General features: G+C 42.4%; 16 protein-coding genes and 1 pseudogene. 6 read left to right on the top strand and 11 right to left on the bottom strand.

The genetic code is table 11. The features are described from left to right. Positions 1–3,996 (top strand): VWA domain-containing protein (locus AB6D80_RS11400; protein WP_372188541.1); only part of this gene is annotated, 3,996 nt, incomplete at its 5' end. A 92-nt stretch (positions 3,997–4,088) separates the two neighbouring features. Here AB6D80_RS11400 and AB6D80_RS11395 read toward each other — a convergent pair. Together AB6D80_RS11395 and AB6D80_RS11390 are read right to left on the bottom strand one after the other, a co-directional pair. Continuing rightward, entirely contained in the window at positions 4,089–5,282 is a 1,194-nt protein-coding gene (locus AB6D80_RS11395; protein WP_017103465.1) for a class I SAM-dependent methyltransferase, read from the bottom strand. Between the two features lie 129 nt (positions 5,283–5,411). Continuing rightward, a pseudogene (locus tag AB6D80_RS11390) lies at positions 5,412–6,831 on the bottom strand (methyl-accepting chemotaxis protein). An 88-nt stretch (positions 6,832–6,919) separates the two neighbouring features. Between AB6D80_RS11390 and yccX the strand changes: the two are divergent. Next, positions 6,920–7,207 (top strand): acylphosphatase, encoded by a 288-nt coding sequence (gene yccX / locus AB6D80_RS11385; protein ID WP_372188539.1) that lies wholly within the window; start codon positions 6,920–6,922, stop codon positions 7,205–7,207. A gap of 54 nt (positions 7,208–7,261) precedes the next feature. Here the strand turns inward: yccX and AB6D80_RS11380 are convergent, their stop codons facing one another. The 6 genes from AB6D80_RS11380 to AB6D80_RS11355 form a co-directional block, all read right to left on the bottom strand. Further along, on the bottom strand, positions 7,262–7,591 hold the full coding sequence (locus AB6D80_RS11380; protein WP_029225525.1) for a TusE/DsrC/DsvC family sulfur relay protein: 330 nt from the start codon (positions 7,589–7,591) through the stop codon (positions 7,262–7,264). Positions 7,592–7,750: 159 nt separating this feature from the next. Then, entirely contained in the window at positions 7,751–8,416 is a 666-nt protein-coding gene (locus AB6D80_RS11375; RefSeq protein ID WP_012603870.1) for a Bax inhibitor-1/YccA family protein, read from the bottom strand. 295 nt (positions 8,417–8,711) lie between these two features. Then, a complete protein-coding gene (locus AB6D80_RS11370) occupies positions 8,712–9,476 on the bottom strand; it encodes an amino acid ABC transporter ATP-binding protein (RefSeq protein WP_004733637.1) in 765 nt (254 codons plus the stop codon). A gap of 22 nt (positions 9,477–9,498) precedes the next feature. Then, complete coding sequence (locus AB6D80_RS11365; RefSeq protein WP_372188537.1) at positions 9,499–10,596, bottom strand: amino acid ABC transporter permease; 1,098 nt, start codon at positions 10,594–10,596, stop codon at positions 9,499–9,501. Between the two features lies 1 nt (position 10,597). Further along, positions 10,598–11,803: an amino acid ABC transporter permease gene (locus AB6D80_RS11360; RefSeq protein ID WP_004733635.1), complete on the bottom strand. Its 1,206-nt coding sequence runs from the start codon at positions 11,801–11,803 to the stop codon at positions 10,598–10,600. 71 nt (positions 11,804–11,874) lie between these two features. After that, the gene (locus AB6D80_RS11355) at positions 11,875–12,903 is read right to left on the bottom strand and encodes an amino acid ABC transporter substrate-binding protein (RefSeq protein ID WP_004733634.1); all 1,029 of its coding nucleotides are present in this window, start codon (positions 12,901–12,903) and stop codon (positions 11,875–11,877) included. A gap of 499 nt (positions 12,904–13,402) precedes the next feature. Here AB6D80_RS11355 and AB6D80_RS11350 point away from each other — a divergent pair, with 499 nt between their 5' ends. Continuing rightward, the gene (locus AB6D80_RS11350) at positions 13,403–14,344 is read left to right on the top strand and encodes an NAD(P)-dependent oxidoreductase (protein ID WP_372188535.1); all 942 of its coding nucleotides are present in this window, start codon (positions 13,403–13,405) and stop codon (positions 14,342–14,344) included. Positions 14,345–14,534: 190 nt separating this feature from the next. On the opposite strand, the gene AB6D80_RS11345 is transcribed toward AB6D80_RS11350, so the two are convergent. Next, positions 14,535–15,017 carry a YajQ family cyclic di-GMP-binding protein gene (locus tag AB6D80_RS11345; RefSeq protein WP_017059699.1) on the bottom strand — a complete coding sequence of 161 codons (483 nt, stop codon included), beginning with the start codon at positions 15,015–15,017 and terminating at the stop codon, positions 14,535–14,537. A gap of 12 nt (positions 15,018–15,029) precedes the next feature. Further along, a complete protein-coding gene (locus tag AB6D80_RS11340) occupies positions 15,030–16,088 on the bottom strand; it encodes a 3-deoxy-7-phosphoheptulonate synthase (protein WP_060982093.1) in 1,059 nt (352 codons plus the stop codon). A gap of 207 nt (positions 16,089–16,295) precedes the next feature. On the opposite strand from AB6D80_RS11340, the gene AB6D80_RS11335 reads away from it, so the two are divergent. Continuing rightward, a complete protein-coding gene (locus AB6D80_RS11335; protein ID WP_122047524.1) occupies positions 16,296–17,183 on the top strand; it encodes a putative PEP-binding protein in 888 nt (295 codons plus the stop codon). 176 nt (positions 17,184–17,359) lie between these two features. Next, complete coding sequence (locus AB6D80_RS11330) at positions 17,360–17,842, top strand: PaaI family thioesterase (RefSeq protein WP_372188533.1); 483 nt, start codon at positions 17,360–17,362, stop codon at positions 17,840–17,842. Positions 17,843–17,964: 122 nt separating this feature from the next. Here AB6D80_RS11330 and AB6D80_RS11325 read toward each other — a convergent pair whose 3' ends face one another. Next, a complete protein-coding gene (locus tag AB6D80_RS11325) occupies positions 17,965–19,320 on the bottom strand; it encodes a hypothetical protein (RefSeq protein WP_371701723.1) in 1,356 nt (451 codons plus the stop codon). A 28-nt stretch (positions 19,321–19,348) separates the two neighbouring features. Between AB6D80_RS11325 and AB6D80_RS11320 the strand changes: the two genes are divergently transcribed. Beyond that, positions 19,349–20,257: a S1 RNA-binding domain-containing protein gene (locus tag AB6D80_RS11320; protein WP_009846647.1), complete on the top strand. Its 909-nt coding sequence runs from the start codon at positions 19,349–19,351 to the stop codon at positions 20,255–20,257. Positions 20,258–20,336: the final 79 nt, after the last annotated feature.

Raw genomic sequence — 20,336 nt, 5'->3', positions numbered from 1 at the left:
GTGTACGAAGTGACGTCGAAAGACGGCACGGCGAAACAAAATGTCACCATCACCATTACGGGCACCAACGAAGCCCCAGCTGTTACTAACGATAGCTACACCGTTGTAGAAGGTTCAACAGTGACAGGCAACTTTATTACTGATGATACTGGTAATGGTGTGGATAGTGATTTCGAAGGTGATACCTTAACTGTTACTCAAATTAATGGGCAAAATTTAGTCTTTGATTCAAACGGAAAAGCTAATGTTGTCGTAGGGAATGGTGTTTTAACAGTTGATGCAGGCGGTAACTTTACTTATGCACAAAATGGTAAAGATCCATTAGCAACGCCACCAACATTTACTTATACAGTCACAGATGGAACAGACACAGCAACAGCGACAGTCACGATCAATGAAACAGAGTTTGTTGATAAAATAACAGTCCACGATGCTGTAGCAGTGAAAGAGGGTGATGTTGCTGAGTTTAAGGTGGAGTTGAACCAAGCATCATCAGAAAAACAGTATGTTAAATTTGAAGCGACAACGAATGGTTACGATACCGAATTTGATGATATTGATACCAATAGCCTAACTTACGAATACAAAGATGCTAACGGCGATTTCCAAGTTGCCAATGTCGTTAACGGTTATGTTGAAATTCCAGCGGGTACTACCGAACTTCGTGTAACGGTGCAAACCGTGCAGGATGAGAAATTCGAATGGACCGAACGTTTTGGGTTACACATTGTTGATACAAAATCTCAGGTAGGTGGAACTTCAAGTATTGATGAAGCGAATTCTGATCTGAAAGGTCAAGGTACAATCAAGTTAGATCATACAGATAACCCTACGCTTACATTGACGAATGCTAATGCTGTTGATGAAGGAAGCACGGCCGTATTTGATGGGAAACTATCGAATGTGTCTGAAGCGTCGATTGAGATGAAAGTCGAGTTTGAATTTTCTAGTGGCGTTGGCAAAGCAAACCTTGAGGATTTAGCTGCAGACAGTAGTAAGCCGTTTGCTGGGGTTACAGTCACTTATGTTTCTGGCGGAGAGATTGAGACTATTTCGGTAAATGAAGTGAATGGAACATTCACACTTCCTGCGAAAGTTACGGATTTCAAAGTTAATGTAGATACAGTAAATGATAACCGTTTCGAAACATCAGAAGACTTTGGAATTAAGTTGAGTGAGATACCTTTCCAATCTTCAACTGATGCTAGTAAAGATGTAATCATTAATCACGGTCAGCACGGTGTATCAGCTACGGGCTCTATAAATGAAGACGCTTCTGATAAACCATCTGTAAATGTTGCTAATGCTCGTGCGGTAATTGAGGGGGGGGCTTTAGAGTATAGCGTTTTACTGACAGGTTCTTCTGATGTAGACGTGACATACTCATTTAACTTCCCGAATAGTAGTGATGTTAGAAAAGCAGACATTTCGTTTACGGATGGCGTTAAACTGAGTGCAGATAAGCAATCTATTATTGTGCCTAAAGGCGTATCTTACTTTAAAGTTATTGTTCCGACATTAGATGACGTTCTTGTAGAAAATACTGAAAATTACACGATTACTATTGGTGGTGACACAGGTACTGGCTCGATACTCGACAATGAAGTTGCACCTGTCATCAGGAATCAATCAGTCAGTGTGTCTGAAGAAGCTCTTAGTGGGGGTATTACGGATACGATAGGTTTGCCGAGTGATCCTACTGATGGACACTCTGTTCAGGGGGATTTGTCTATTACCGATGCCAATGGTAACTGGTCTGACACTGTATTTAGTGAATCAAGTTCAATTACAGTAACAACATCAACTGGCCAACCTCTGACATCTGAAGGGCATACAATTACTTGGAGTGTATCAAATAATGGTCACACACTTCTTGGCGAAGCTAACGGTAAACCTGTTATTGAAGCGACTTTAAATAGTAGTGGACATTATGAGGTACAACTTAAAGCTCCTATTGATCACCCTAACACCAGTGGGGAAGATAACTTATCGATTCATATTCCAGTGATTGCTAAGGATACTTCCGGGTTGTCTAGCTCTGGAGGTCAGATTACGGTTTCAATTGAAGACGACCAGCCAGATGCTAAATATCAAGAAATTGATACGACTATTGATACTCAAGGCACTAATGTTCAGCTTATTTTGGACGTTTCTATATCAATGGAAGGAGGTCGTCTTGATGTTCTGAAAGCGTCTGTATTGCAAATGCTTAGTCAATACTCAGGAGCATCAGATAATGTCCGTGTTCAGCTTATAACATTCAACTATAACGTTTCTCTGATTGAGCATAATAACAAAGCATGGATGACTGTCGACGAAGTGAAGGATTATATCAACGACCTACAGGCCGGAGGTGGTACAGCTTATGATGATGCGATACAGGGTGGTAAGAATTATTGGAATACTGACTCCAATTTACGCATACCTAACGCAAATAACGTCAGTTATTTCATCAGCGATGGCGCAACACATGAAGATGATAAAATAGATAGATATGAAGAGGCTTCATGGAAGCAGCATTTAACTACTAACAATATTACCGCGCACGCAGTTGGAATTGATCTAAAAGTTAGCAAACATCAGATAAACAAAGTTGCATATGATGGAACAGGTCCCAAAGATAAAAACGCAGAGTTTATTGATGATGAATCTCAGCTGAGTGATGCACTTATTCATTCAATCGTACAAAACGTAACAGGTTCAATCTCAGATAGCGGTTCTGGTTTTGGAGCAGATGGTGGTTACGTAAGTCAAATCAAATTTGGAACTGGTTCATTTGACTTTAATGGTTCGACTATCTCAACGTCGGGAACTATGCCTTCGAATATCAGCTACTCTAAGGATGAAGCAACGAACAAATTAACCATAACCGTCGATGGTAAGTTCGTATTCGTAATTGACCTTGACACCGGAGCGTATAAGTTTAGTGGTAAACCCCAAGATAAGCCTTCAACACTTAATTTTGATTACACACTGAAAGACGGTGATGGTGATACTAGTAGTAATAAGTTGGTGTTTAATGTTCCTGCTAGTAAATCCGGTTTAGATATTAGTGCGCCAGGTGATGCGGTCGATACTCTTAAGCTATACCACCATCAAAATGGTAATGCTAAGCTCCGATGGAGCTCTGTTGAAAGGGATTCAACAACAGAGTATTTCACGAAATCAGAAGTGGCTAATGGATTTAAAGTAAATGTTGGTGCTGGAGGAGATCATGTACACCTTGGAAAAGGCGACGATATCATTTGGCTTGGTGACAGTCATTCAAAGTTAGATGATACAGCGGGTGATAGTGCATCTAAGCAGGCTAACGCTCAAGCGACATTAGAATCATTTACTAACGGTTCAGACAGTAGCTTGTTAGCATCAAACAGTAATGGTGAAGGTGCAGCCTTTAATAACTCTATGCCGAGTCAAAGTAACGCGTATTTAGATATTGCTCATAGTGGTGCTGGCGATGATTATGTATACGGTGAAAAAGGTATAGATGTCATTTTCGGTAGTGCTGGTAATGATTACCTAGATGGCGGACAAGGTAATGATGGCCTCCGAGGTGGAACGGGCAACGATACAGTTAAAGGTGGTGCTGGTGAAGATATTCTTATCGGTGGTCTTGGTAACGATATATTAACTGGCGGCAGTGATGACGATATCTTTAAGTTTGTGGATCAAGACACGACTAGTTCTCGGAATGACATTAGAGATGGTGAAAGAGATGTTATTACTGACTTTACAAAGGGACAGGATAAGATAGATTTATCAGAACTACTGCACACAGATGCGAATGATACTATAGACAGTTTACTTAAGAGTAATCAAATTGGTGTTGTTGAAGGTAACGGTGATTTAACTGTTACAATCTCTCAAGCAGGGACTTCGGTTGGTGAGAATAGTCAACAAATTGTTCTTGAAGGTGCTGCTGGCCAGTACGCGGGGCTATCTGAGAGTGCAATCCTAAGTGATTTACTGAAGATATACGATACAACAAGCAACTAAACAAAAAGGGCCGAAAGGCCCTTTTTTATATCTTAATTTAGTAAAGTAATCGCGCTTAAGAAACCTTACGTTGAGGTTGCAACACCCTACAGTTACAACACTTTACAGGCAAAACCTTTTAGGTAGAAGCCTTCTGGGTACGCTGTATCTGTTAGGTGGTCAGCGGCTTGCTCGAAGCGCTCGACAAATTTAACGGTTCTTCCTGCATCTAGAGCAGCGTCAGCGATGATTTTTTGGAATAAATCAGTGCCCATCAAGCCAGAGCAAGAGTAGGTGAGTAGAGTGCCACCAGGGTTTAAGATTTGCATTGCAAGCATGTTTACATCTTTGTAGCCGTTAGCTCCTGATGTTAGGTTATTTTTGCTTGAAACGAACTTTGGTGGGTCCATGATCACGACGTCAAACTTAGTGCCTTGATCTCGGTATTCACGAAGTAGTTTAAATACGTCTGCGTTTAGGAATACAGCGCGTTTTTTTGAGATATCAAACTCATTGAGTTCAGCGTTGAACTTAGCTGTATCAAGAGCAAGTTGAGATACGTCTGCGTTGATTACACGTTTTGCGTTGCCTTTCAGTGCGTAAAGACCAAATCCGCCAGTGTATGAGAAACAGTTAAGCACATCTTTGCCTTTAACATACTTCATTGATTCTTTACGGCTATCACGTTGGTCCATGTAGAAGCCAGTTTTGTGGCCTTCCATGATGTTTACGCTGATTTTGACGCCGTTTTCTTCAATGACGATAGATTTTGGTGGCTCTTCACCGTGAAGTACACCAACAACTTGTTCTAGGCCTTCTTTTTTACGAACTGCTACGTCTGAACGCTCGTAAATATTACAGTCTGGGAAGCATTCAATTAAAGCTTCAACCAATACGCTCTTATTGAATTCAGCGCCCGCACTTAGTAGTTGGCAAACTAGGTAGTCTTGATATTTGTCGATAGTGATACCTGGCAGTCCATCAGACTCTGCAGCGGTAAGGCGGTAGCCAGTTAAACCATCACGCTCAATGATGTCTTCACGCAGTGATTGCGCGTCTTGAATTCGTTTTACGAAGAACGCTTTGTTAATTTCTTCTTTTTCAAATGTCCAAACACGAGCTCGAATTTGAGATTCTGGTGAGTAAGCCGCTTTTGCTAGCCATTGACCATTCTGAGCATATACGTCTACAGTTTCACCTTGTTGTGGTTCGCCTTCGACCTTATCGATACCGCGTGAAAATACCCAAGGGTGTTTACGGCGTAGTGATTTATCTCGGCCTTTAGCTAGATGAATTGAAGGAGTCATAATTTACTCTGTTTGTTGAATTTGAAGGAGGGGTATTGTCGGGGAAGTACAAGGGAAAAGCAAATAAGAAAGGGCTGCAAAAGCAGCCCTTGTATTGAACCATCATTAGATGGTGGCTAGATGTCAGTATTAAGCTTTAAGACCTGTCAGTAAATCTTCCATCGTATCGCTCTGCTTACGAAGTTGGTCAACGTTAGAGTTACTTTTACTGATCATCTCGCAGATGCCGTCTGATTGATGACGAATCTCTTCAACGCTTTGTGCAATGTTATCCGCAACGACACCTTGCTCTTCTGCAGCAGTAGCAATTTGCGTACTACTATCAGAAATAGACTGGTTTTTCTCAGCTAAAGAACCGATCTCAACGTTCACTTCCGACATCAGTGTTTGGCCTTCATTGGCATTGTTTACTGTCACTTCCATCAGTTTTGTTAATGATTGGCTGTTACGCTGTTACGCTGTTACGCTGTAACGACTCGATCATGCTCTGGATTTCAACTGTCGCTTGTTGAGTTCGTCCGGCAAGAGCGCGAACTTCATCAGCAACAACTGCAAAACCACGGCCTTGCTCTCCAGCTCGAGCAGCTTCAATCGCAGCGTTTAGCGCTAACAGGTTAGTTTGTTCAGAGATACCATTGATGGTTGCGACTACTTCATCGATCTGCGCTGCATTAGCATCGAGTTCTTCTACTGCTTGCGAAGCCGATTGAATCTCTTGGGATAAGCTAGAGATCGATTCCAAAGTATTAGAAACCTTAACTTGACCACTTTGTGCGACACCACGAGCGTCCATTGTTTGAGTGCTTGAATCATGGGCAAGGGTAGCGACTTCGCGAATCGTTGCTGCCATTTGTTCAGTTGCGCTGGCGAGGCTATTCAAGTGCTCTTGTTGATTACTTGAGATATCTGAGCTTTGTTGTGTTGACTGGTTCAAATCTGAGCTGATTTGCTGCATGAGAGCAACGGACTCTTGGATTGAGAGAACCATGTTTTGTTCACGCTCGGCTACCTTATCGATAGTAATAGCAATTTCACTGAACTCATCGCGAACTAAAAAGTAGTTCATGCGACAAGTTAAATCGCCACTCGCAAGTGTGCTGAGTGCTTTGTTCATCGAGAACATAGCACCACCAATGAAAGTCATGATGTAGTAAACCCCCAGAGCTATCAGCGTGAGAGTTACTGCAATAATCGATACCTGAGTAGTAGACAGAGCTGACCATAAGTTTTGGTCATGGCTTGCGACTAAACTGAAGGCGCCATTCATGACAGAAACAGATCCTGCGCCATATCCTAAAGAGATGGTGTCAGAATTGCTAACGAGTTGAGCGACCTGATCTTTGGTGAGTTGTCCAGCTTCAATCAGACCTTTCATCAGGAGCAATTCATCCTGATAAAGGTGAGCAAGTAAAGAGTCCGCAGCGCTATCTAAAACTAAAGTCAGTATAACCAGGGCGATAAGAGGTAATAAGAATAGTAGATAGAACTTTTCTTGGATTTTTAGGTGAATGAGATATTTGTCAATCCAACGAAACGGGATTTCTTTCATAATTGTAATACTCGAAGTAAGCCCACCAATAAATGGTGAATGAATAGAATCGCAACTATATCATCCATATAATTTATGAGGCAACGTTATGGATACTCTGCAGTATATTTTTGTCGTGTCAGGCGTAGTTCAGTGTGTTGGATTTCGTTATCACACCAGTAGGCAGGCGCAGGATTTGGGCATTTCCGGCTATGCAAAGAACCTAAATGATGGTCGAGTTGAAGTGTTAGCGGTCGGAGAGGTGCTGAAACTTGAGAAGTTACACGCTTGGCTTAATCTTGGACCACCGAGCGCAACAGTAAACAATGTCGTCATGCATCAAGTTAAAGATCATGAGCGGCAGGACGTACGTGTAGGGGAGTTTAAAATACTGTAGGACACTACAGTATTTAACTTTTTACGTTGAGATCAACCTAGCGCTATTTTAGTTCTACAAGCATTTTGCTGGTTTAGGTAAACCGGCGAGCTTGGTTGCTTGTTTGGCAGGGCCTTTTTTGAATAATTTGAAAAGGTACTTACTGTTGCCTTTTTCTGGACCGTGAGCTTTTTCCATTGCTTTCACGAGCATGCGAACCGCTGGTGAGGTGTTGAACTCTTCGTAAAAGCTTCTTACAAAATGTACGACTTCTAAGTGTGCATCAGTAAGTTCAATTTCCTCATCTTGAGCAAGAATTTCAATCATACCTTCTTCCCATTGAGTGTAATCCAACAGATAACCTTGAGCGTCGGTTTCGATTTGCTTGCCGTTATATTCAAACATGTTTAATCCAGAGTCCAATTAACTATCCGGATAGAGTACATGACCAAGTTTATCTTTCTCAACAGAAATTGTAGCTATCTCAAAAAATATTGCACTTATGGATAAAAAAAGCCCAAGAGATAGGCTCTTGGGCTAGATATGATTCAGTGATGGAAGCGATTAGTCGTCGTTACCCATAATGCCTAAGATGCTTAGTAGGCTGATGAAGATGTTGTAGATAGAAACATACAAGCTAATCGTTGCAGAGATGTAGTTCGTTTCACCACCACGAATGATGCTTTGCGTTGTTAGCAAGATTACACCAGTCGAGAATAGGATAAACATACCGCTCATTGCCAGTGATAGTAGTGGCATTTGTAGGAAGATGTTTGCAACCATGCCGACTAGCAGAACAACGAAACCAGCCATTAGCATACCGTTAAGGAATGAAAGGTCACGTTTAGTTGTTAGGGCGTAAGCAGATGCAGCCATAAATGCCAGTGCAGTACCGCCAAGTGCAGTTAGGATGACATCACCCATGCCTGCGCCAACGTACATGTTTAAGATTGGACCGATGGTGTAGCCTAAGAAACCTGTAAATAGGAATGTGAAGACTAGACCCATGCTGTTGTCACGGTTCTTTTCTGTTAGGAATAGAAGACCGTAGAAACCAACTAGCATAATGATAAGACCAGGGCGAGGAAGGTTCATCGCCATAGATACGCCTGCTACTACAGCAGACCAAAGTAGTGTCATAGACAGTAGTGCGTAGGTGTTACGCAACACTTTATTGGTTTGCAGAGCACTTTCTTGAGATGCTGTGCGTGAAAACATAGGGCTGTTCATAATCTTCCTCGTAAGGTGACTTCAATAGTTATTAGTACATTTATGGGGCTGAAAGTTCGAAAAATCAAGTCTTTCATTCCTCTTGTATACCTAAAATAATAATCAAAATAGTCGGTTAAGTGTTTCTGAAGGTGTAACAAAGTATTTCTAATGACGTATAAAGTGTCGCTAACACTCGATGTTCAAACTTTTATAGTTACTGGCTAATGATTTATAACCTTTGGAAAACGAACGATAACATCGAAAACTAAAGAGGCGACCTAAGCCGCCTCTGTAGTTTATGCATCATAACACATTAATGGTGCAAGATTTGGCTCAAGAAGTTCTGCGTCCTATCCGATTGTGGGTTTTCAAAGAAGTCGACAGGGTTGTTCTCTTCTATGATTTCACCTGCATCCATAAAGATAACGCGATCTGCGACCTCTTTAGCAAAGCCCATCTCGTGCGTTACACACAACATCGTCATGCCTTCTTCGGCCAATTCGACCATTACGTCTAATACTTCACGAACCATTTCTGGGTCGAGTGCCGATGTTGGTTCATCAAATAGCATAACCTGAGGGTTCATACACAAAGAACGAGCAATTGCCACACGTTGCTGTTGTCCACCAGACAGTTGGCCTGGGAATTTATCCGCTTGTTCAGGGATTTTTACACGCTCAAGGAATTTCATCGCGATGGCTTCGGCTTCCTCTTTCGGCATCTTTTTTACCCAAATAGGGGCTAGAGTACAGTTCTCCAATACCGTCAGATGTGGAAACAAGTTGAAGTGTTGGAAACACATACCTACATCTCTGCGCACGGCTTCAATGTTCTTCAGATCTTCTGTCAGTTCATTACCTGAAACGAAGATATGACCTTTTTGGTGCTCTTCTAATCGGTTGATACAGCGAATCATCGTGGATTTACCTGAACCGGAAGGGCCACAAATTACAATTTTCTCGCCTTTTCTAACTTCTAAATTGATGTTTTTAAGAACGTGGAACTCACCGTACCACTTGTTCATGTCTTTTAACTCGATCATAAGACCTTGAGAGTTGTTTTCTGTTTGCTGCGTCATAATACGTCCTTGATCTTGTTAATTATCGTTTGTGACCGGTGTGAAGTTTGTTTTCTAGCCAAATCGAGTATCTCGACATGCCAAAACAAAACACCCAGAACACTAACGCGACAAATACATAACTTTCTGTTGAAAACCCAAGCCATTCAGGATCGGTATTCGCGGCTTGGCCAATTCCCAATACATCAAACATACCGATAATTAAAACCAGACTGGTATCTTTGAACAAACCAATAAAGGTATTCACAATTGAAGGAATCGTGATCTTAAGAGCTTGAGGTAGAATGATAAGCCCTGTTTTTTTCCAGTAGCTCAACCCTAAAGCATCAGCTGCTTCGTATTGACCTTTTGGTATTGCTTGTAAACCACCGCGGATTACCTCTGCCATATAAGCCGCACTAAATAGTACTACCCCAACCAACGCTCTGATCAGTTTATCGGTTTCCATCCCTTCTGATAAAAAGAGCGGAAGCATTACCGAAGCCATAAATAGAACCGTAATCAGCGGTACTCCACGCCAAATTTCGATGTAAACAGTACACATACTGCGGATGATCGGCATCTCTGAACGACGCCCAAGTGCCAATGCAACGCCAATAGGAAGTGACACTACAATACCAACAAGTGCGATGATCAACGTAACTAGTAAACCACCCCATTTATGGGTATCAACAACCTCTAGTCCAAATACACCACCGTATAGTAAGCCAGCAATGATAAACGGGTAGATGTTTACGAAGAACAACCAAATCCACGTGCGCTTAGGTGTTTTTTCGTAAGCTAACAAAACGACAAAAATAGCTAACGTTGCGTAGAAAAGGCGAGGGCGCCACAGTTCAGCTTCTGGATAGAAGCCATACATGAATTGGTCCCAACGAACACTAATGAAAACCCAACATGCCCCGTCACTTGTACAGGCATCTCGAGTTGTTCCTATCCAATCAGCATTAATGAATGCCCAATCTGCTATTGCCCACAATAAAGTGAAAGCAAAATAACCAAGGACCACAGTGACGACACTGTTAATTGGTCCATTAAATAGATTTTTTCTTAACCAACCGACAGTTCCAACAGTATTCGCTGGAGGCGGAAGATCAGGTTGAAATTGATGTGTACTCATCTTATCTCTCCACCAACGCTACTTTGCGGTTGTATATGTTCATTAGAGCGGATGTTAATAGGCTTAGAGTCAGGTAGACGCCCATTGTCATCGCGATTACTTCGATAGCTTGTCCAGTTTGGTTCAATGTTGTCCCTGCAAATACAGACACAAGATCGGGATAACCAATGGCCATCGCAAGTGATGAGTTTTTGGTCAGATTCAAATACTGACTGGTTAATGGTGGGATAATAATTCTTAATGCTTGTGGAATAATCACCAGCTTGAGGGTTCGTGTTCTAGGGAGACCTAGAGACATCGCAGCCTCTGTTTGCCCATGGTTTACCGCGTTAATACCTGAACGCACAATCTCGGCGATGAACGCTGCTGTGTAGATACTTAAAGCAAGCATCAACGCTGCTAGTTCAGGAATGATGCTAATACCGCCCTTGAAGTTAAACCCTTTCAAAACTGGGTACTCCGCAGAGATAGGCATGCCCATAACAAAGTAAGTTACCAACGGTAAGCCCACAATCAGTGCCGCAGCAATTCGCAACATTGGTGTTTGTTGGCCGGTTAGCTTTTGTTTGTTATTAGCCCAGATGTTGATAACAAAAGTAGCGATGACACCAGTAATCAATGATGCGATCACAATGCTACTGCCTTGCTCTAACACTGGTGCAGGGAAGTACAAACCACGTACGTTCAAGAAAATGGCTTCACCAAGGCTCATACTTTGACGAGCAGAAGGTAAGGCTTGTAGAACGGCGAAATACCAGAAAAAGATTTGCAACAGAAGAGGGATGTTTCGGAATATCTCAATATAGATAGCTGCAAATCGGCTAACTAACCAATTTGAAGAGAGCCTTGCAATACCCATACTAAAGCCCAGTACCGTGGCTAACATGATGCCGAGTACAGAAACCAAAGCGGTATTGAGAAGACCGATAAAGAAGGTACGACCGTATGAGAATGTTTCGTCGTATTCAATCAGTGTTAAGCCGATACCAAAACCAGCTTCTTGAGATAAAAAATCAAAACCAGTGGCGATACCACGGGAATCTAAGTTAGTGAGTGCATTGTTTACAATGGTGTAGAAGAAAGCACAAAGCGCCCCGACGGCGAGAATTTGGAAAACAATTGAGCGAAAAGTGGGGTTGTAAAAAAGGTTGGCACTTTTGGGCTGTGGCTTTGCCTGAGCTGGAGAAATAGTTTCATTAGGTTTCATACTGCTATAACCTCAAATCCATTTAATAAATAGGGCGGAAAAGTCCGCCCTAATTGATGCTTGTAAATTTATTAACGGATTGGTGGAGCGTACATAAAGCCGCCCGCATTCCATAGTGCGTTTACGCCACGAGAGATCTGTAGTGGTGAACCTGTACCAACAGTACGTTCGAAGCTCTCACCGTAGTTACCAACTTGTTTAATTACTTGGTAACCCCAATCGTCACGAATACCAAGGCCTTTACCTTTAGGGCCGTCTACACCAAGAATACGTTTGATGTTTGGATCTTTTGACTTAAGCATTTCGTCAGCATTCTTAGAAGAGATACCGTACTCTTCCGCATTAATCATTGCTGAAAGTGTCCATTTAGCAACGTTGAACCACTTGTCATCATCTTGACGAACAACAGGGCCTAGTGGCTCTTTAGAGATGATTTCAGGAAGTACCTGTGCAGATTTAGGATCAGCTAAGTTTAGGCGAAGTGCGTATAGACCAGATTGGTCAGTCGTTAGCACATCACAACGACCCGCGTCGAAGCCTTTAGATGTTTGTGCTGCCGTATCGAATACCACTGGCTTGTAAGACATGCCACTGTTACGGAAGTAATCGGCTAGGTTAAGTTCAGTTGTTGTACCTGATTGAACACATACAGAAGCGCCATCAAGCTCTTGGGCACTTGTTAGACCGAGTTCTTTCTTAACCATGAAGCCTTGACCATCGTAGTAGTTAACGCCTACGAAGTTCAGACCTAGAGCAGTGTCACGATGTAGTGTCCATGTTGTGTTACGAGATAGTACGTCGATTTCGCCAGATTGAAGCGCGGTAAAACGTTCTTTAGCAGTAAGAGGTACATACTTAACTTTAGTTTTGTCACCGAGTACAGCCGCTGCAAGAGCTTGACAATACTCAACATCAATTCCTTCCCATTCACCTTTTGAGTTAGGGTTAGAGAACCCTGGAAGACCGGTACTTACACCACAAGTTAGAAAACCTTGAGATGTGACTTTGTCCAGAGTGCTTTCTGCCGCTGATGCTGATGTTGCCATCATCGCAGTTGATGCAGCTACTACTGAAGCAAGAAGTGTTAGTTTATTTGTCATTTGTATCCTTCCTTGTTAACCAGGTGACACCTGATACTCGTGCTCATTTGAGTTTTTCTATATGTGTTGCGTTTTCTATATGTGTTGCGTTTTCTATGACCTTGTTACTCAAATCAAACTGGTTGCATTTTGCAAATGAAACTGTGTGCGATTTAAACAACTATTTATAAGGTTAGGAAAGGATCCGTACTTTCACAAATGTATAATTTAAAAAGAATTTTGAATGAAATCACAAATCCGAACACAATTAGAATGACCAAATGTTAACTTAATGTAAATAGTGCAGCGCTTCACACTGTTGGTGCAACGAGATTTAGATTTTTATATTGACAATTGACTAGGTTAATATTCTGAATCAATGTCACAATGATGAAACATTAAACTTCAGAAAGATTGAAATTTGGTGAATAAATATTTTTATTGCACTTGGATAGTTATTAATATGCTCCAAATTTGGTAGCATGGTTGAATAGTTATTGAAGTCACCTCAAGGAAGAACATGCGTTATTTCCCAATGTTTTTGGATGTAGAAAATAAGCCAATCTTAGTGGTTGGTGGGGGTGAGGTTGCTTGCCGTAAAGTCGATAGCTTACTACGAGCTGGGGCGGATGTGACTTTGGTGTCTCCCAAGGTAGCGCCTTACTTAAAGCAGCTTGTGGACGAGAACAAACTCCACTGGGTTCAAAACTTTTATTCGTCACAGATCATATCGAAAAATTACTTGCAGGTTTGGGCCACAACAGACAACCCAAGCTTGAATCACCAAGTGTATAATGATGCGAAAAAACTGGGCATTTTAGTCAATGTGGTTGACGATCTTCCTTACTGCGATTTCATCACACCTTCGATGATAAATCGCGGCAGAATCCAAATTGCCATCTCTAGTGGCGGTGCATCACCTGTTTTAGTGAGAAATATCAGAGAAAAACTCGAAACGGTATTGCCACAAAACATAGGTTTGATAGCAGACTTCGGTGCATCAAAACGCAATTCGATCAAAGAGTCATTCCCAACCGTCGACGAGCGTCGTAAGTTTTGGGAGCGTTTCTTGTCATCCAGCTTTATCGAGCAGGTGAATGACAGAGAGCAGTTAGAGTCTTACTACCAGCAAGCGCTAACCGAAGGCATTGATAGCAAAGGGCAGGTCACTTGGATTGAATTCGAGCAAGATGTCGAGCTGCTGTCTATGAAGGCTTTACGTTTGATGCAGGAGGCAGAGCTCGTACTTTCACCGAGCGATTGTCCATTTGAATTTATCGACCTGTGCCGCCGAGATGCAGAAAGAGAGAGCTACGCCAACAGCGGAGAGCTATCAACAAAGCTTGAGCAAGCAAGAGCAGAGAAATTACGAGTGTGTGTGTTTATTCCACCAGCAAGCGTAGAGTTTAATCTGTTGGTCGGCAAAGATCTAAAATTGTCAGCAGCCCAAGTACTCAGTTGAGGTAGTTGCTTCTAGTTGAAATAAGAGCTTTCTGGTTGTTTTAAATCGGCTAGAGGCTCGGAATAAAACTAAAACTGGACCAGATAAATAAAAAGCCACTTCCCTGAAAGAAGTGGCTTTTTGCTATTTCAAACACGACATTGTGCTGATGAATGAGCAACCCAAATAGGCGGTCACTCAAACTCAAAAATTAGTCGCGGAAGTTGTCAAACTGGAAAGGTTGACCAAGTTCACCGCTGCGAACTAGAGCCATAACAGCTTGTAGGTCATCACGCTTCTTACCAGTAACACGAACTTTGTCGCCTTGGATTGAAGCTTGGACTTTAACTTTGTTGTCTTTGATTAGCTTAACGATCTTCTTAGCGACATCAGTTTCAATGCCTTGCTTAAAGATAACCGTTTGGTGCCAAGTGCGACCTGTTTGGTCTGCCGCTTTCGCTTCCATCGCGTTAGGATCAACATTACGCTTCGTTAGGTTGCTGCGAAGGATATCGCGCATTTGCTTCAGTTGAAAATCGTCTTGAGCAGTCAATTTTACTGATTCATCTTTGTAATCAAAGCTTGCGTCAACGCCGCGGAAATCGAAACGAGTCGATAGTTCACGGTTTGCGTTGTCTACTGCGTTACGCAGTTCTACTGCTTCTACTTCAGAGATAATGTCAAATGATGGCATTGTGTTGTTTCCTTAAGCTAAGTTTCTATCTTTAATTGCTGTTGCAAGCATATCTAGCATTGTTGCAGTATCTTCCCAGCTTAGGCATGGGTCAGTAATCGACTTGCCATATTCTAGGTTGTTGATATCTGTCATTGGCTGGTTGCCTTCAATAATGAAGCTCTCTGCCATAATGCCTGCAATTTGGTTCTTGTTAGATTTAATTTGCTCACAAATGTCTTGTGCAACTTCTAACTGTTTACGGTGTTGTTTCTGACAGTTAGCGTGGCTAAAGTCTACAACCAAACGTTGAGGCAGGTCGAATTCAGCCAGTTGCTTACACGCAGTATCTACAGATTCAGCGTCGAAGTTAGGGCCTTTATCACCACCACGTAGAATAACGTGACCGTATGGGTTGCCAGAAGTACGGTAAACCGTCATGCGGCCGTTCTTATCTGGAGAGTAGAAGTAATGTGAAGCATGTGCTGCACGAATTGCATCGATAGCAATCTTGATGTTGCCGTTGGTCGCGTTCTTGAAGCCAACTGGGCAAGACAATGCAGAAGCCATTTCACGGTGAATCTGAGATTCAGTTGTACGAGCGCCAATCGCTCCCCAAGTGATAAGGTCCGCAATGTACTGACCTGTGATCATATCAAGGAATTCAGTCGCGGTAGCTAGGCCAAGCTTGTTGATATCTAGCAGAAGCTTACGAGCTTTGTTCAAGCCTGTTTCAAGTGCGTACGAACCATCAAGATTCGGATCGGTAATCAAACCCTTCCAACCTACAACCGTACGAGGTTTCTCGAAGTAGGTTCTCATGACAACGAATAGTTCATCTTTGTATTGATCTTGAATCTGGCTTAGACGTTCAGCGTAATCAAGTGCCGCATCTGTATCGTGAACAGAGCAAGGACCAACGATAACTAATAGGCGATTATCACGACCCGTTAGGATATCTTCGATTTGGCGGCGAGAATTCTTAATGCGCTCAGCAACGTCGTCAGTAATAGGGTGTGCATTGCCTAGTTCGGCAGGAGTTGGCATAGGACCCAGAGCTTGGGTTCTCAACTCATCAGTTTTTAATGGCATGTGATAGCTTTTTTATTCTATTGCGAAGTGGTTAAGATAACGGAATTGAACAGAGGAATAAACTCTCTTAAGTCAAAGTTATCTCTGTTATTGCTAATATTCTCATTTTTATCAGCAGGCCAACGTCAAATGGGGGATTTTCACTTGTATTAACAGGCAGCTATCGGTATTTTCGTTTGAACACAACATAAAAATGCTGGAGCAGCAATGACTCAAGAAAATCAAAGCACTTTGCACCCAGAACTTGTCTTAGGTGATGTGCTGCCTTCTTACAACGATAATAATAATTCCAACCATTTATACGTTTCATTATCTGAATTGGTCATGGATCGTGTCTTCTATCATCCAAGTATTGAAAGTCATTTAGAAACACTGACTGATATCGAAAAAACCTCTTTAGATGCGATCCTTGGCGATAAAACAGTCGATGAGCATTTTGTTTCGACCTTGGTTATTGCCATTCAAGCAGCCGTTCAGCCAAACCACGCCACTGTTCGTATTGCGTTAAGTAGTGCTGATAGCTATGGCTTCCGTTCGCTACTTGGTGGTAGCTGTGAAGCCGAAGAGATAAATCCGGCCTTAGGTGTTCGTGGGGTTGCGCGTTATGCGACAGCCGAGTACAGCAAGGCTTTCGCTTTAGAGTGCCAGGTTATTAAAGCGCTGCGAGAGCAGGGTATTAACGTTGAAGTGGTTGTACCGTATGTACGAGCATTAAGCGATGCTGCTAAGATTATTGATTTGCTTGCAGAGCAAGGCTTACCACGCGGGCTTAATGGTTTGAAAGTTCTGTTCTCGTGCGATGTGCCGTCTGCAGTGCTACTAAGCGAAAGATTACTGCATTATTTTGATGGTGTTGTGGTAAACGTTGATAGCTTAGCGTCTTTCACTTTAGGTGTAGACAAGCACAATGAAGCTCAGCAACACGCTTTTGATCCTCAAAACGAGGCAGTTATTACCTTGTTGAGTATGATTGTTAAAGCAACACTGAACGCGAAGAAGCCCGTCCTGCTTGTGACTCAAGGCCTGGTGGACTACCCGCGCTTACAAGGGTTCATTGCGGATCTCGAAGGTGTAGAAACAGTCATCACTGCATAAACCAGCTTATTGTTTAGATAAATCAACTTGCTGTTTGAGTTTATCTAAGTCACTAAAGCTTAGAGAAAAAGGGAGGTATCATTATGCGATGATATCTCTTTTTTGTAACATTTTTTTGACATGTACATCGCTAATCGATTAACTGGTCTGATGACTTATTTGACTAGGTAATCCGAATGCTGACCCCTCTACAAAAAGCAAATTTCTACTTGAGCATGTTTGGCTTTTTCAAAGTACCTCTGATCTGGCTATGTAGACCAAAACTGCTCGCGCTGGATAATCAACATGTTGAAGTGAAAATTCCTCTCAAAAGGCGAACTAAGAACCACCTCAATAGTATGTATTTTGGTGTGTTAGCTGTGGGATCTGACGTAGCAGGTGGTTTCCTTGCTATGAGTAAATCTCAGCAGCAGGGCGAAAAGATTTCTTTGGCATTTAAAGAGGTGACAGGTAATTTCTTGAAGCGTCCAGAAGGTGACGTACACTTCACTTGTAACGATGGTGAGCTGATCAACACTATGTTGGCAGAAACCATGTCTACTGGCGAGCGTGTGAATCAACCAGTGACCATCATAGCGACCTGCCCGTCTTTGCATGGCGACGAACCAATGGCGGAATTCACGCTAACACTTTCGATTAAGAAAGTCCCAGCTAGATAATAGCTCCGAAGTATAAGGTTGGGCTGAATCTGAAGATCATAGTTCGACAGAAGTCGTTGAACAAGTGGAAGAGCGGTATGTGAATTGAATACCCACATACCGTACCGCACATCCTAACAATGTTATGATTCTTGAGTGATTTGCTCGATATCAACGATTTTTGAACGGTTCATGACTATTTTCCAGCGGTAATAGGTAGGCTCATCATCGTGATTGTTCTCTTTAATGATCAGGTTGAGCAGGTGACGCTTTTCGACAGACTCGCGGCTTACTTGCCCTTCATTCAGGCGATATACGTTATTTGACCCCTTGTCCATCAAGCGTGTCAGCGCTCTCAGGCTGATCGATAACGTTTCACGAGTCTCTTCGTAACCACTCATGAATGTTGACGTCGACATCTCGGTATGTGAACGATAGTGCAAGACTTGCTCTTCACGTTGAACAACACGTTTCTTACGTATGGATTGAATACGGTCTGCTAACTTAGAAAAATTCGCGTAGTCCAACCATTCAAGCTTGTGGCCGACAGATTTATTGGTTGTTGGATCAAAGTAGCGACGCTTCCACTTGGGCTTGCCTTTACGCAGCCAGCGCCACAGTATGTCTCTTAAATCATCTTTGAAGATTTCACGCAAAGCGTAAATGAATGACATCGATACGATGAAAGATGCGGTAATCTCTCCTAGAAAGTCGCGAGCTAATATAACGGTTGTGGTAACTACCACCATGACCAAGCCTGTGGCGATGCCTTTAACGGCTCTCTTCACGTTTTTACCCATTGATGTCGTCTTTTCTTTGAGGACGATAGGGTGTTCGATCAAACGTCGCAACAGTCGCATCTTGTTGCTCAAACGTGTTACGTCTTCTCGTACCTTCGCTGAGTTATAGCGATTAAGTTTTCGATGGGCGGTCTCTTTTTCACAAAGCGTCAAGAGTCGCTCTTTTATCGTTGAGTATTCACTGCCACGTGGCATATGTGATACCAAAGATAAGAATTTTTGCTCCGTGTACCAAGAAAGGTAGTTATCAATATTGGCATAATAGCGCTTTAGGTTTTCTTCATAAGGAATACTACGACGAAGCTTCTTGAGGATATCCAAAGCCAGTTCGATGACTTCATCGACGTCATCAGCCGTTACGTCGTCACTATCTGTCTTATTCAAGCTGCTCACGGCTTTATCTAAAGCAATCACGTATTGATAGGCGAACAAACTCAAACTCACACGATACTGTGTCGTCGATAAGCGTCCGCGTTTTGCCAAGCGGCTGTGTACCAATGGTAATAGTGTCTTATCACTGTAGTAAGCACGCTTTTGAGTAATTGAACTGTAAAAGAAGGCACTTTCAGAAAGTACTTCAGGAGTCAGTCCGAGTTCACCGGGAATGAATAGATAAACGTCCATATCGAGCTTTTTGGTCTTCGCCATCGCATGGTTAATTTTAAGTGTTATCGCATCTTGTTTATCAACGGTGATCAACGATGTCTCCTAGAATATAAAAATATGAATGAAACTAGCGAAAGCATATCAGAGATCACGTATAATCACCGCCAAATTTAAAGTAGAGACAATCTTGATGATTAATATTGGTCAAATAAACAACCTAGAAGTAGTAAAACAAGCAGACTTCGGTGTATTCCTTGACGCGAGCGACTATGGAACGGTGTTGCTGCCGAAACGATTTACTCCTGAAGGTGTTGAAATTGGTCAAAAGCTAGATGTTTTCTTATACATTGATTCTGACAACCAGATCGCTGCCACAACTGAAAAACCAATCGCTCAAGTAGGGCAGTTTGGCTTGATGACGGTTGAAGGTGTTAACAGCACTGGTGCATTCATGAGCTGGGGCGTGAAAGGTAAGGACCTTCTTGTTCCTTTCAGCGAGCAGCGCGGCCGTTTAAACGAAGGCCAGTCAATCTTAGTATATGTGTATATCGATAAAGCATCGAGCCGTATCGTTGGTACAACGAAGTTCAACAAATGGTTAGACAACACGCCTGCGACTTATAAGCAAAATGAACAAGTTGATCTCATTATCGCTGAGCGCAGCCAACTTGGTTACAAAGCGATCGTGAACGGTGAACACTGGGGTATGATTTTCCCATCAGACATCATCGGTAAGCTGTTCATTGGTAAGACACTAAAAGGCTACATTAAAAACGTTCGTGAAGAAGACGGTAAGATTGATTTGTCTCTTCAGAAAATTGGTGTCGCTAAGATGGATGACCTAAGCACTAAGGTTCTTGACCTGCTTGAGAAGAAGGGCGGTTACCTGCCTTTGAACGATAAGTCTTCTCCTGAAGCTATTTTCTCTGCATTCAGAACCAGTAAAGGTACGTTCAAGAAGACAATTGGTGGTTTGTACAAATCTGGCAAGATCACTATCGACAAAGAAGGTATCAGCTTAGTTAAATAAGCGATCCTTTCGGTCAAAAAAAAAGTTCATCGCGGATTAGCGGGAACTTAAAACAAAAACGGTAGTAAGTGATATGGTT

The sequence above is a fragment of the Vibrio sp. 10N.247.310.17 genome, from assembly GCF_041466605.1.
In the GTDB taxonomy this organism is placed as follows: domain Bacteria; phylum Pseudomonadota; class Gammaproteobacteria; order Enterobacterales; family Vibrionaceae; genus Vibrio; species Vibrio tasmaniensis_A.
Note: the sequence above shows the minus strand (reverse complement) of the source record. Positions and strands in the feature narration are given on the sequence as shown.